Source organism: Citreicoccus inhibens (genome assembly GCF_019039035.1).
Classification (GTDB): domain Bacteria; phylum Myxococcota; class Myxococcia; order Myxococcales; family Myxococcaceae; genus Citreicoccus; species Citreicoccus inhibens.
The window spans coordinates 208304-221743 of record NZ_JAHNZT010000003.1 but is presented as its reverse complement, the minus strand read 5'-3'; the positions used below and the strand labels follow the sequence as shown (position 1 = coordinate 221743).

The following is a 13440-nucleotide window of genomic DNA, read 5'->3' as shown; positions in this document are numbered from 1 at the left end:
CTGATACATGTTTCAGCCCGCCGTGAGACAGGGGTTTTCACCCCGACGGTGGGCTGGAAACACGGCGCGTCCGGGCGATTTTCGCAGAAATCCCGCGATAAATCGGGCCCGCGGTGGATCAGCGGGCGGCGATCGCTAGTTGAGGTACGTCTTGGGCGGGCGGCGCGCCGCGGGGGCGGTGGGGGCAGGCGGCGTGCGGTGCTGGAGCCACCGGCCGATGACATCCAGCAGGCCATCGAAGGTGTCCCGCAGCGCCCAGGCGCGATCATCGGCCTCGGTGAGCCCCTCGCAGCGGCGGAGGCCTTCGCGCAGGGCCCCTTGGACGCCTGGGCAGTCCCGGCGCTCGTCGATGAGCTGCTCGGCGGTACCGCAATAGAGGCGGTAGCAGCCATCCACGTCGCCTCGGTTGTACGCGGGCGCGCCCATGTTGATGGTCTGCCCCAGGGTGGTGGCGACGGCCTCCACGGCGTCGGCCGGGCAGCCCGACAGCAGGCCCACGGGATGGTGGGGCACCTGCCTCACCCGGCGCGCGCGCTTGCGCGAGGTCTCCAACGCAGACAGGGGCAGGCTGTCCTCGCCTTGTAGGAGAGGCGAGGCGTAGCGCGCGGGAATCACCAACCCCAGCGCTCGCCCGTTGGCCACCGCCGCGGTGGCCACGCCCACCACCTCGCCGCGCGCATCCAGGACGGGGCCTCCCGAGGACTCCTCGGGCAGGGTGTGGGTCAGCTCCAGGAGCGTGAGCCAGTCGCCCAGGACCTGGACGGCGCGGACCTCGAGCGTGCGGGCCTCCGGGGGCGCCCCGGCTGTCGCGCACAGGATGACGAGCGGCTCTCCCTCGGCGGGCAGCGGTCCTTGGCCCATCGCGAGCGCGGGGGCGCGCAGGAGCGTGGGCAGGCGGAGCACGGCGAGGTCCCGGCGCTCGTCCACCGCGATGATCCGAGGGACCTCTTCGCGCGCGCCGTCCGGGAGGCTCGCCATGATGACGCGCGCGCCGGCCACCGCGTGCAGGCTGGTGATGAGGTGCCCGGAGTCCGATGCGACGAAGCCCGTGGCCGGATGTCCATCCACCTCCAACAGCACCACGGAGGCGCTCGCGCGCAGGAGCACCTCCCGAGCCAGGGTCTTGGACGTGGCCTCGGGCATGGGGCCTCCTGAGTCAGGACGGCGAGAAGGGCTCGGCAGCGGGAGCCCGGAGGATTTGTAGCAGGGCCCGGAGTCGCCTGCTCCATCAGCGGGGGCCGCGGGCCCTCGACTGCTTGCCATGACACTTGCCCTTGGCTCGGAAGTGTCGGCTCGTTAAACGTCCGCCCCGAATGCACAAGACCCACCTCGTCGGCGCTCGCACCCACAACCTCCAGGGCCTCTCGGTGGACCTCGCGGAGGGCGAGTTCGTCTGCATCACCGGCGTCTCGGGGGCGGGCAAGTCGAGCCTCGCCCTGGACACCCTCTACGCGGAGGGGCAGCGGCGCTTCGTGGAGAGCTTCAGCCCGTATGCGCGGCAGTTCCTGGAGCGCCTGGAGCGGCCGCCCATGGACGCGCTGGAGCCGGTGGCGGCGGGCGTCGCGGTGGATCGCCGCGCGCCGGTGAAGAGCTCGCGCTCCACGGTGGCCACGCTCGCGGATGTGGAGCCGTACCTGTCCGCCCTGTTCACGCGCGAGGCCATGCCGGTGTGTCCGGACTGCGGCGAGGTGGCCGTGCGCACCGATGCCCGCGTGGCCGCCACGGCCGCGCTGACCGCGCACCCGGAGGCGCAGGCGGTGCTCACCTTCCCGCTGCGCATCCCCGACACCGCGGCGTTCCTCGACGCGCGCGCCCGCCTGCTCAAGGACGGCTATCACCGGCTCGTGGTGCGCGGCGAGGTGCGTGAACTGGAGTCGCTGCGCCCGGCCGAGGCGACGGACGCGGCGGGCGTGGCGCAGGTGGTGGTGGACCGCGTGAAGCTGTCGAGCGGCAACCTCTCGCGCGTCACCCAGGCGCTGGAGGATGCGTGGGCCCGCGCCGAGGGCGATGCGTGGCTCCTCGTTCCCGAGGTTCCGCCGCGCCGGCTGCGCCGGGGGCTCGTGTGTCCGCGCTGCGCTCGCGAGTTCGAGCCCGCGCGCCCCGGTCTCTTCAGCTACCAGAGCCCGGTGGGGGCGTGCGCGCCGTGCAAGGGCTTTGGCCGCATCATCGGCATCGACTGGGCCAAGGTGATTCCCAACCCCGCGCTGAGCCTGTCTCAGGGGGCCATCCGCCCGTGGTCCGGCGCCTCCAGCGAGTGGGAGCGGAGCATGCTCCAGCGCTGGTGCCACGCGCGCCACATCCCCTGGGACAAGCCCTGGGGCGAGCTCACGGCCGCGCAGCGCGAGCTGGTGTTGGAGGGCGAGGGTGACTACCGCGATGGCAAGGCCTATCCCGGCGTGCGCGCGTGGTTCCGCTGGATGGAGAGCCGCACGTACAAGATGCACGTGCGCGTGCTGCTGGCGCGCTACCGGGCCTACACGCTCTGCGAGAGCTGTCATGGCGGGCGCCTCAACGCCCAGGCGCGTGCGTGGCGCGTGGGCGGCATCGACCTGCCGGCATGGCATGGGCTGGAGCTGACCGAGGCGCTGACCCGGTTGGACGCGCTGCGCACCACCACGGGGCAAGGCGAGCTGGCGCGGCGTGAGCTGTCCAGCCGGCTGCGCTACTTGCAGCGCGTGGGGCTGGGTTACCTCACGTTGGACCGGCCCGCGCGCACGCTGTCCGGGGGAGAAGCGCAGCGCGTGTCCCTGACGGCGGCGCTGGGCACGTCGCTCACGGGCGCGCTCTTCGTGCTGGATGAACCCACCGTGGGCCTGCACCCCGGAGACGTGCCGCCGCTCACCGAGGCCATCGCGGAGCTGGCGGACCGAGGCAACATCGCGCTCGTCCTCGAGCACGACCCGTGGGTCATTCGCTCCGCGCACCGGGTGTTGGAGCTGGGGCCCGGCGCGGGTCGGCAGGGAGGGCGTCTGTGCTTCGACGGCACGCCCGAGGCGTTGGCGAAGAAGAAGGACCTGCCCACCGGACGGATGCTCGCGGAGTCGAGCGTCACGCCGCGCACGCCGCGCGAGCGCAAGGGCGAGCTGGTGGTGAAGGGCGCGCGCGAGCACAACCTGAAGGACGTGTCCGTGCGCGTGCCGCTGGGGGTGATGTGCGCCATCACCGGCCCGAGCGGCTCGGGCAAGAGCACGCTGATGGACGAGATTGTCTATCGGCACCTGGCGCGGCGGCTGGGCGAGAAGGACGTGGAGGCCGCGGGCGCGGTGGACTCGGTGGAGGGCGCCGAGGGGGTCAAGGCCATCACCTTCGTGGACCAGTCTCCGCTGGGGCGCACGTCGCGTGGCAACGCGGCCACGTACACCAAGGCGTGGGACCGCCTGCGCGAGCGCTTCGCCTCCGAGCCCGAGGCCGAGGTGCGAGGGCTCACGGCGGCGCACTTCTCCTTCAATGTGGACAAGGGCCGCTGCGAGGCGTGCGCGGGCGAGGGCTACGAGACGGTGGAGATGCAGTTCCTCGCGGACGTCGCCCTCTTGTGCGCGACGTGCCGGGGCCGGCGCTTCAAAGAAGAGGTGCTCGCCGTCCGCCACCAGGGCTTCAGCGTCGCGCAGGTGCTGGAGATGACGGTGGACGAGGTGCTGAGCCACTTTGGCGAGGACCCGGCGCTGCAACGCACGCTGGGGTCGGCGCAGCGCTTGGGCCTGGGCTACCTGCCGCTGGGCCAGCCGCTGTCCACCTTGTCGGGGGGCGAGGCGCAGCGGCTGAAGCTGGCGCGCGCGCTCGCCAGCCCCGCGCAGGGCACGCTGTTCCTCATCGATGAGCCGAGCGCCGGCCTGCACGCGGAGGATGTGCGCCACGTGCTCGCCGCGCTGCACGCGCTGGTGGACAAGGGCGGCAGCGTCATCGTGGTGGACCATGACGTCGCGGTGATGCGCGGCTCGGATTGGATCATCGACCTGGGGCCGAGCGGTGGACGCGATGGCGGACGGCTCGTGGCCGAGGGCACCCCCGCCGGGGTCGCGAAGGTGAAGGGCAGCGCCACCGCCGCCGCGCTTCGGGACGAGGGACGTCCCGCTCCGCGCGCGACGAAGGCGCGGCGCACGGGCACGCAGGTCGCGGCCATCGAGGTGGAGCACGCGCGCGAGCACAACCTCCAGGATGTCTCGTGCCGGATTCCCCTGGGGAAGATGACGGTCGTCACCGGGCCGAGCGGCTCGGGCAAGAGCTCGCTCGCGTTCGACGTGGTGTTCGCCGAGGGACAGCGGCGCTTCCTGGAGACGCTCACGCCCTACGCGCGCCAGTTCCTCCCCACGCTGCCACGCCCGGACGTCGAGCGGATCAGCAGCATCCCGCCCACCGTGGCGTTGGAGCAGCGCACCTCGCGCGCGGGCGGCACGAGCACCGTGGCCACCGTCACCGAGGTGGCGCACTACCTGCGGCTGTTGTTCGCCAAGCTGGGCGCGCCGCACTGCCCGGTGGATGACACGCCCATCGGCGCCACCACGCCCGAGGCACTGTTCTCCCAGGTGCAGGCGATGAAGGGGGACGGCACGGTGCTCGCTCCGGCCGTGCGCTCGCGCAAGGGCACGTACCTGGATGTCTTCACCGCCGCCGCGCGCGCGGGCATCACCACGGCCATCGTGGACGGGCAGCTTGCCTCCACGGATGATCCGCCGCGCCTGGCCAAGACGCGGGAGCACGACATCGACCTCGTCATGTACGAGGGCCGGCTCTCGAAGCTGCCGCGCGAGCGGTTCGAGCAGACGCTCGGGTGGGGGCAGGGGGCCCTCAAGGTGCGCAACGCCCAGGGCGAGACGCTCCTGTCCAGCGAGCGCACCTGTCCGCGCTGCGGCACGGCGGTGCCGGAGTTGGATCCGCGCTGGTTCTCCTTCAACACCAAGCAGGGCCGCTGCGAGGCGTGCGAAGGCACCGGCGTCCAGGGCGGCCCGTCGGCCGTGGCCGAGGGCGAGGTGGCGCCGTGCCGTGATTGCGGAGGCAGCCGGCTGGCTCCGGTGCCGCGCGGCGTGCGGCTGGAGGGCGCGCGCTACCACGAGGTGGTGCAGGCCTCCGTCGCCGCGATGCTCCCGCGGGTGCGCGCGTGGAAGTTCAAGGGAGACCGCGCCCTGATTGGCGAGCCGTCGCGCCTGGAGTTGTTGCGCCGCTTGGAGTTCCTGGAGCGCGTGGGCCTGGGCTATCTGTCGTTGGATCGCAACGCGTCCACGCTCTCGGGTGGCGAGATGCAGCGGCTGCGGCTCTCCGCGCAACTGGGCGCGGGCCTCACCGGCGCCATGTACGTGCTGGACGAGCCCACCATCGGCTTGCATCCGCGCGACACGCACCTCTTGCTGGCCAATCTTCGCGCGCTGGTGGACACCGGCTCCACGGTGCTGGTGGTGGAGCACGACGCGGACACCATCCGCGCCGCGGACCATCTGCTCGACCTGGGACCCACGGGCGGCCGAGGCGGTGGCCACATCCTGGCGGAAGGCGCTCCGGAGGAGGTTCTGGAGGGCGGCTCGCCCACGGCGCTCGCGCTCCGGGCCGCGCGCGTGCGTCCGCCCTCCGGGCGTGGCGAGCCCACGCAGTGGCTGGAGCTCACCGGCGCGCGCGCCAACAACCTTCAGCGCGTGGACCTGCGCCTGCCCGTGGGGCGGCTCAACGTCGTCTCGGGCGTGTCGGGCTCGGGCAAGAGCACGCTCATCCGACAGGTGTTGTATCCGGCGCTGCGCGAGAAGCTGGGGCTCGTCACCGGGAAGCCCGGCGCCTTCGATGCCCTGCGCGGCGCCGAGGCGGTGAAGCGGGTGCTGTCGGTGGATCAGTCACCCATTGGCCGCACGCCGCGCTCGGTGCCGGCCACGTTCCTGGGCCTCTGGGACGAGCTGCGTCGCGCCTTCGCCGCCACGCCCGAGGCGAAGATTCGCGGCTTCACCGCGGCGCGCTTCTCCTTCAACACCGCCAGCGGCGGACGCTGCTCGGTGTGCGAAGGGCAGGGCGCCATCTCCCACGAGATGTCCTTCCTGCCGGACGTCGTCACGCCGTGCGAGGCCTGCGGCGGCGCGCGCTTCGACGCGGCCACGTTGGAAGTGCGCTACCACGGCCTCTCCGTGGGCGATGTGCTGCGGCTGTCCGCCGATGAGGCCAAGGACGTCTTCCAGTCGATCCCCAAGGTGGCCGCGCCGCTGGCGTGTCTGTCGGACCTGGGCGTGGGCTATCTGCAACTGGGCCAGGGCTCCAACACGCTCTCCGGCGGTGAGGCGCAGCGCCTGAAGCTGGCCGCCGAGCTGACCGCGAGCGCGCGCCACGAGCCCACGTTGTATGTGTTGGATGAGCCCACCACGGGCCTGCATGTGGGTGACGTGGAGAAGCTCATCACGTTCATGGGGCGGCTGGTGGACCGGGGCGACACGCTCGTCGTCATCGAGCACCATCCCGCCGTCATCGCCGCGGCGGACCACGTCGTCGAGCTGGGGCCGGAAGGCGGCGAGGCCGGTGGGCGCATCGTCGCCGCGGGGACGCCTCGCGAGGTGGGGAAGCTCAAGACGCCGACGGGGCGGGTGCTCAAGACGCTCTTCTCTTCGGAGTCACCGCGGGCGCGCACGGATGGTCGGTGAAATGTGGCGGCGCATGCGGCATCCTGACGTCGCCATGAAGACCTCCTTCCTCATCACCGTTGCCGCGGTGGGCGCGCTGTCCACTGCCGCCATCGCGGGCGCTCCCGAGAAGAAAGTCATGTCCTTCCACGAACTGTCCGCCAATCGACTGAACGGCACGCCCGAGAAGCTCTCCTCGTACCAGGGCAAGGTCGTGCTCGTCGTCAACACCGCGTCCGAGTGTGGCTACACGCCCCAGTACGCGGGCCTGGAGAAGCTCTACGAGAGCTACAAGGACAAGGGCGTCGTCATCCTCGGCTTCCCGTCCAATGACTTCGGCGGGCAGGAGCCGGGCTCGTCCGAGCAGATCGCCAAGTTCTGCGAGCTGCGCTTCAAGGTCACCTTCCCCATGTTCGAGAAGGTGAAGACGAAGGGCGACGGCCAGTCCCCCGTCTACGAGTTCCTCGCTCGCGACCACGGCGCGCCCAAGTGGAACTTCCACAAGTACGTGGTGGGCAAGGACGGCAAGGTGAAGGCCGCCTTCCCCAGCGCCGTCACGCCGGACAGCGCCGAGCTGAAGGCCGCGCTCGACAGCGCGCTCGCCGCGAAGTAGCGCTCGACTGCACCGCTCACCGCCGCGCCCCTGGGACGCGGCGGCGCGGGCTCAGGGCTCAGTAGCGCAGGCCGAACATGATGGGGATGTACTCACCGTTCGCGCGCTTCGTCGAGCCATCCAGCGTGGTGAACTTGGGCCCGAAGATGTAGTGGTAGCGGCCCTCCACGTACAGCCGCAGCGGCCCGTAGATGCGCAGCGTGAGGCCCACGCCACCGTTGAGACCGAAGTCCGTGGAGCTACGCGAGCCAACCACTTGGGTGACGGCCACGGGCTCGGACGAGCACACCAGGAGCCACGGGTCGCAGAACGGGACGAGCCCCACGCCGTCCACCCGATTGAGCTCCACCTGGCGGTAGTAGATGCCCGGTCCGCCAATGACATACACGCCCACGGGCCGCGCGTGCATCACGTCCACCACCGCGTCGAGCGCGCCGTATTGCATGGTGTGGTTGCCGTCGATGCCCGAGGCGCTGAGCACGTCGTTCTTCAAGCCATAGGACGTGTAGACGTACTCGACCTCCACGCCCAGGCGCGGCAGGAACTTGAAGCCCGCGCCGAGCTGGAAGCCGCCGCCCACCTGGAAGTGGTCCGCGGAGTCCGCGAGCGGGAAGGACACGCCGCCGCCCACGTTGAACATGAACCGCTGCGTCGGGTACAGGTCCTCCTCCGTGAAGCCCGAGGAGGAGGACGCCGCGGTCGAGCCCTCGGAGCGCGAGGCCGCCAGGGCAGGTGCCGCGAGCGCCAGGAGACCGAGAGGCAGCAGGCGCGTGAGTCGCATGGGATGCTCCTTGGTTGACGTGACGGACCCGCTCCCGCGGGCTCGATGAGGCACGCAGGGCGCTCGCCGCCCTCGCGCCGGGAAGGATGGGGGTCGCCCGCGAGGTCGCCCACCGCCCTGGGGGGAGTGCCGAACGGGAGAGCGGGGCGTCGCGCGGAGCGACCGTGCCCCTGGTTTCTTTCAGTGCCAGACGTCCACCTGCACCCCCGGGATGCTCGGCGCGCCGAGCGCGGATGCCCAGCTTGCGCCCGCCCATGGCGACTTGTGTCCGGAGCCCGCGCCTCGTGCTCGGCGTGGTGCTTGCGCTGGGGCTGGCGGCGTGCGCGTCCGTGCAGCCTCCTCGCTCCCTGCTGGCCGAGCGCGTGGGGCGCTCGGACTTGTCCGTGGGCGTGCTGCGCACGCGGGTTCGCGATCTGGCGCGCCGCTTCTCCGGGCTCATCGAGGCGATGGCGGATGGCCTCGCCGAGCGCTCGGACTCCGCGGACGTGGCGCGCGCCATGCTCACGTTCAAGTCGAACGCGGTGCCCGCCATGCAGGGCGCGCTGTTCCAGGCGGACCCCGTGGCGGCCCTGGTGGACGCCTGGGCCTTGCTCGCGCAGTTGGAAGACGCGCTGCCCGCCTCGGCGGCTCGCGCCTCGCCCGAGCTCCTCGCCCAGGCCACGCGCTCGCTGGACGACATGGAGGCGCAGGTCGAGGCGCAGTGGCGACACGTGACGGGGCGCTCGGATGTCTCGCCCGCGCGCGCCCGCGTGCATGCGTGGGCCACGGCGCACCCGCTTACGGGGCCGCTCGTCGCGCGCGAGTCCACCGCGTCGCTGCTCGCGGACGTCGCGGATGTCTCCGGCGGAGGGCTGCTGCAGAGCGCGGCGGGGCTCGTCGAGGACACGCAGGACCTCACCGCGCGCGTGGACCTCTACGCCGCGAGCCTGCCGCGCCAGGCGCGTTGGCAGGCGGAGTTGGTCGCGGTGGACGCGCTGGAGTCTCCCGCGCTGCGGACCTCGGTCTCCGAGTTATCGCGCACGGTGGACATCCTCGCCAGCATGGGGGAGCGGATGGCGGACCTGCCCGCCCTGGTGGACCGCGAGCGCGTCGCGGTGACGGCCGCGGTGGCCCGCGAGCGCGTGGCGCTTCAGGTGTTCTTCACCGGGGAGCGGCAGGCGGTGCTCGCGGACCTGAGCCGCGAGCGCATCGCCGTCATGCTGGGGCTGCACAGCGAGCGCGTGGCGACGCTGGAGCAGCTCGATGGCGTGGGACGCGGCTGGGTGGAGGAGTCGTTCACCCGGGCCACGCGGTTGGTGGATCGCGTCTTCCTGTGGTTGTTCGCGCTCGTGGGGCTGGGGCTCGTGGGCGGCTTCGGGGTGGGCCTGGTGCTCTTGCGGGCGTGGCGTCAGGCCGCGCGACGCCAGGGCTGAGCCACTCGCCTGTCCAGCCCCGGCCGCTGGGGCGAAGGTCCGCTCGCGTGCCTGCCTCCCGGCTGAACGCACCCCTGGGGGGGGCGAGCGGCGCGCGCGGGGCCTCGTCGCAGGGCGGGTCGCTTGTCGGTGCAGGGCGCGAGCCCAACCCTGAAGAGTGCTGCCCCACGGGGCGCGATTCTCGATGACGACGAGGTGAACCATGGCCCTGCACAGCAAGGACGAAGCGGAGCACGCGGAGTTCGATGACGTCTATGCGTCCACGGACCTGTCCGTCGCGATGCCGAAGTACCGGATGCCGGACGATGAGCACAGCGCCGCGCACGCGTACGCCGTCGTGCACGACGAGCTGATGCTGGACGGCAACTCCCGGCAGAACCTGGCCACGTTCTGCCAGACGTGGAGCGAGCCGGAAGTCCACAAGCTCATGGACGAGTGCCTCGACAAGAACATGATCGACAAGGACGAGTACCCGCAGACTGCGGAGATTGAAACGCGCTGCGTGAACATGCTCGCCGACTTGTGGCACTCGCCGGAGGCCGCGAACGCCATGGGCTGCTCCACCACGGGCTCCAGCGAGGCGGCGATGCTGGGCGGCCTCGCGATGAAGTGGCGGTGGCGCAAGCGCCGCGAGGCGGAGGGCAAGCCCACCGACAAGCCCAACCTCATCTGCGGGCCGGTGCAGATCTGCTGGCACAAGTTCGCGCGCTACTTCGACGTGGAGCTGCGCGAGGTGCCCATGGCGCACGGCCGGATGATGCTGTCGCCCGAGGAGGTGCTGAAGCGCTGCGACGAGAACACCATCGGCGTGGTGCCCACGCTCGGGTTGACCTTCACGCTCCAGTACGAGCCCGTGCAGGCCATCAGCCAGGCGCTCGATGAGCTCCAGAAGCGCACGGGCCTGGACATCCCCATCCACGTGGACGCGGCCAGCGGCGGCTTCCTCGCGCCCTTCATCCACAAGGATGTCGTCTGGGACTTTCAGCTCCCGCGCGTGAAGTCCATCAACACGTCGGGCCACAAGTTCGGCCTGACGCCGCTGGGGTGCGGCTGGGTCGTCTGGCGCGACCGCGCGGACCTGCCGCCCGAGCTCATCTTCTGGGTGAACTACCTGGGCGGGAACATGCCGACCTTCGCGCTCAACTTCTCGCGGCCCGGCGGACAGATTGTCATCCAGTACTACAACTTCCTGCGCCTGGGCCGCGAGGGCTACCGCAAGGTGCAGCAGTCGTGCTCGGACGTGGGCCAGTACCTCGCGCGGGAGATCGCCAAGGCGGGCCCGTTCGACATCGTCTACGACGGCAAGGGCGGCATCCCGGGCGTGTGCTGGAAGCTCAAGGACGGGGCCAGGCCCGGCTACACCTTGTTCGACCTCGCGGACCGGCTGCGCGAGCGCGGCTGGCAGGTGCCCGCGTACTCACTGCCCAAGGACTGCCAGGACATCGTCGTGCAGCGCATCCTCGTGCGCCACGGCGTCAGCATGGACCTGGCGAGCATGCTGATGGACGACATCCGGGCCAGCCTGGAGTTCCTCCGCAAGCACCCGGTGGCCAAGTCGCTGTCCGAGGCCGAGGGTTCGGGCTACCACCACTGAGGCCTGGGGCGGGGGGACGGCGCGTCAGTCGTCCCCCCCGCGCTCCGCCTTCCATGGGAGCTTCATGTCGCGGCCGTTGCCCGCGCGCGCGAGCGCCAGCGCCAACCGCGCTCGCTTCTGCGCGGGCAGCTCCTTGGCCAGCGCGGCATACAGCTCGCGGTCCATCGCGAGAATCTGCGCGCGCGCCTCGAAGGCCCGCTGGGCCGCGGCATCGGCTTGAGCCAGCGCCGCGGGGTCGCCCTGCGCCGCGAGGATGAGCGTGCGCGCGGCCTCGCGCACCTGCTCGCGCAAGGGCCGGCGCTTCTCATCGAAGCGCCGCAGCGTGTCCTCCACCTTCAGCGCCTGGGAGTTGTCCAGCTCCAGCACGTCGGACAGCTCCAGCACGCGACGCAGGCGGCTGCGTTGCTCGGCGCGCTCCTGTCGCTCCGCGCGGCGTTCCTCGCGCCGCTCTTCCCGCGGGGGCGTCATCGGCGCCTGGGCCCAGACCATCGTCGGCAGCAGCACCGCCGCCGCCAGCACCACGCTTCGCATCGTCGTCGTCACAGCGTCTCTCCCATGTCCAGGTCCAGGCTGCCGTCCTCGTCGTCCCAGGGCAGGCCGTCATCGGCCTCCGGCTCGTCGGTCAGCGGCTCCAACCCCGCCCAGGCCTCGAAGTCCGCCAGCGTCTGCGTGTCCACCGGCTGCGCCAGCGGTGCGTCCTCGGCGGGAGGCTCGGGCACCACCGTCGGCCGAGGTGCCAGCGGCGCGCGGCCCGTGAAGGCGAGCATCAGCGCCACGCCCGCCGCCGCGGCCACGAACCCTCCCGCTGCGCGTCGCCAGCCGTCCCGCCGCGAGCGCTCGCGGCGCCACGCGGCCTGGGTCCGCGCGGGCAGGGCCTCCCACTCGCGAGTCTCGGCGGGACTGCGCGCGGGCAGGGCGACCAGCCCCAGCACCTCGGCGGCGTCGGCGGCCTCGGCGCGACAGGCGGCGCACGTCTCCAGATGCGCGCGCACCTGTGCCGCTGCTTCGCCCTCCAGCGCTCCGGCCGCGTGGAGGCTCAATCGTTCCTCGTACTCCGCGCAGGCACCCATCACGCGCTCCCCTCGTTCATCTCCGTCACGCTCGCGCGCAGGCGCTTCACCGCGTGGTGGAACTGCACCTTCGCATTGTTCTCGGTGATGCCCAGCGTCTCCGCGATGTCCTTGAACGGCAGCTCCCCGTCCACCCGCAACGTCAGGACTTCGCGCTGACGACGGGGCAGGGTGAGCACCGCGGCGCGCACCCGCCGCGCCCGCTCGGCGCGCTCCAGCGCTTCGTGCGCTCCCTCCGCGCCGTCCGCGGCCACGTCGTCCTCGACCGCCTCCACGAGCACGGGCCGCCACCGCAGTCCCTGGCGCGCGTGGTTCTTCGCCAGGTTGAGCGTCACGCGCACCAGCCACGCGCGGAACGGCGCGGACGTCAGCGGCGTGAAGCGCGCGAACACCCGACGCGAGGACTCCAGCGCGCGCAGGAACGCCTGCTGCGCCAGGTCCGAGGCGTCCTCCGGCCGCGTCACGTAGCGGCGCACCAGCGAGAGGACGAGCGTGCGGTGCCGCTCCACCAGCCGGCCGAACGCCGCCGCGTCACCCGCCAGGAAGGCCTCACACAGGGCTTCGTCGGAGGGCGGATCCATCCGACCTCCGACCACCGCCGCCAGCCCTGGGTGTGTGCCACTCACGCCGCCTTCAACCCGCCATGGGGGCAAAAGGTTATTTCCGCTGCATTTCCGCGCCGCCCCAGCGCCGAAGAATGGCCACTGTCGCACGTTGGATGGGACGGGGAGGCAGGGTGATTGCCGCCTGTCCGGACGCTCGGGGACACTCCGCCGGACCCTCGCTGGACCCGAGGAGGGGGCATGGACGCCACAGGGACAGGCTCACGCATCAAGGGAGGCGTGCTCGTCTCCCGGCTGAACATGCTGCGCCAGTGGGGAGGACAGGCCCGCGTGGACGAGGTGCTCCGGCGCCTCCCCCCGGAGGACCAGGCCATCCTGCGCACGCTCCTGGTGCCCGCGGCGTGGTACCCGCTGGCGCTGAACCTGCGCCTGGATGCGACCATCGCCGAGGTGGTGTCCCCCGAGGACACCCCGCGCGCGTTCCTGGACATGGGCCGCGCGTCCGCCGAGGAGAACCTCCACGGCGCGCACCAGGTCTTCCTCAGGCCCGGGGATCCGCACTTCCTCCTGAGCCAGGCGCCGCGCATCTACCGCTCCTATTACGCGGTGGGCTCGCGCGAGTACGAGAGGACGGGCGCTCAGTCCGCGGTGCTGCGCACGTTCGGCGCGGAGAGCGTCACCGCCACGGACTGCCTCACCGTGGTCGGCTGGCACGCGCGCGCCATCGAGTTGTCCGGCGGGCGCGAGGTGCGGGTGGCCCATCCGGTGTGCCGAGCGCTGGGCGCGACGTATTGCGAATACACCTGCGCGTGGCGCTGAG

10 protein-coding genes are annotated in these 13440 nt (G+C 71.8%); 5 read left to right on the top strand and 5 right to left on the bottom strand.

Features of this window, described 5'->3' with window-relative positions; translation table 11 throughout:
• Positions 1–135: 135 nt before the first annotated feature.
• On the bottom strand, positions 136–1143 hold the full coding sequence (locus KRR26_RS05525; RefSeq protein ID WP_120201502.1) for a S1 family peptidase: 1008 nt from the start codon (positions 1141–1143) through the stop codon (positions 136–138).
• A gap of 170 nt (positions 1144–1313) precedes the next feature.
• On the opposite strand from KRR26_RS05525, the gene uvrA reads away from it, so the two are divergent.
• Both uvrA and KRR26_RS05515 read left to right on the top strand, forming a co-directional pair.
• Positions 1314–6608 (top strand): excinuclease ABC subunit UvrA, encoded by a 5295-nt coding sequence (uvrA, locus tag KRR26_RS05520; protein WP_217079274.1) that lies wholly within the window; start codon positions 1314–1316, stop codon positions 6606–6608.
• A 34-nt stretch (positions 6609–6642) separates the two neighbouring features.
• Positions 6643–7200 (top strand): glutathione peroxidase, encoded by a 558-nt coding sequence (locus tag KRR26_RS05515; RefSeq protein WP_217079273.1) that lies wholly within the window; start codon positions 6643–6645, stop codon positions 7198–7200.
• Positions 7201–7258: 58 nt separating this feature from the next.
• Here the strand turns inward: KRR26_RS05515 and KRR26_RS05510 are convergent, their stop codons facing one another.
• Positions 7259–7981: an outer membrane beta-barrel protein gene (locus KRR26_RS05510; protein ID WP_120201498.1), complete on the bottom strand. Its 723-nt coding sequence runs from the start codon at positions 7979–7981 to the stop codon at positions 7259–7261.
• A gap of 254 nt (positions 7982–8235) precedes the next feature.
• Between KRR26_RS05510 and KRR26_RS05505 the strand changes: the two genes are divergently transcribed.
• A complete protein-coding gene (locus tag KRR26_RS05505) occupies positions 8236–9393 on the top strand; it encodes a serine/threonine-protein kinase (RefSeq protein WP_217079272.1) in 1158 nt (385 codons plus the stop codon).
• 202 nt (positions 9394–9595) lie between these two features.
• Positions 9596–10987, top strand: a complete 1392-nt coding sequence (locus tag KRR26_RS05500) for a glutamate decarboxylase (protein ID WP_217079271.1) — start codon at positions 9596–9598, stop codon at positions 10985–10987.
• A 24-nt stretch (positions 10988–11011) separates the two neighbouring features.
• Here the strand turns inward: KRR26_RS05500 and KRR26_RS05495 are convergent, their stop codons facing one another.
• From KRR26_RS05495 to KRR26_RS05485, 3 genes are read right to left on the bottom strand one after another with little or no spacing between them, the layout of a single operon-like run.
• Positions 11012–11530: a hypothetical protein gene (locus KRR26_RS05495; RefSeq protein WP_217079270.1), complete on the bottom strand. Its 519-nt coding sequence runs from the start codon at positions 11528–11530 to the stop codon at positions 11012–11014.
• Positions 11527–12057 (bottom strand): zf-HC2 domain-containing protein, encoded by a 531-nt coding sequence (locus tag KRR26_RS05490; protein ID WP_236068347.1) that lies wholly within the window; start codon positions 12055–12057, stop codon positions 11527–11529. The genes KRR26_RS05495 and KRR26_RS05490 overlap by 4 nt, the downstream gene beginning before the upstream one ends.
• Positions 12057–12638, bottom strand: a complete 582-nt coding sequence (locus KRR26_RS05485) for an RNA polymerase sigma factor (RefSeq protein WP_120201492.1) — start codon at positions 12636–12638, stop codon at positions 12057–12059. The genes KRR26_RS05490 and KRR26_RS05485 overlap by 1 nt, the downstream gene beginning before the upstream one ends.
• 222 nt (positions 12639–12860) lie before the next feature.
• Between KRR26_RS05485 and KRR26_RS05480 the strand changes: the two genes are divergently transcribed.
• A complete protein-coding gene (locus KRR26_RS05480; protein WP_217079268.1) occupies positions 12861–13439 on the top strand; it encodes a TIGR02265 family protein in 579 nt (192 codons plus the stop codon).
• Position 13440 lies beyond the last annotated feature (1 nt).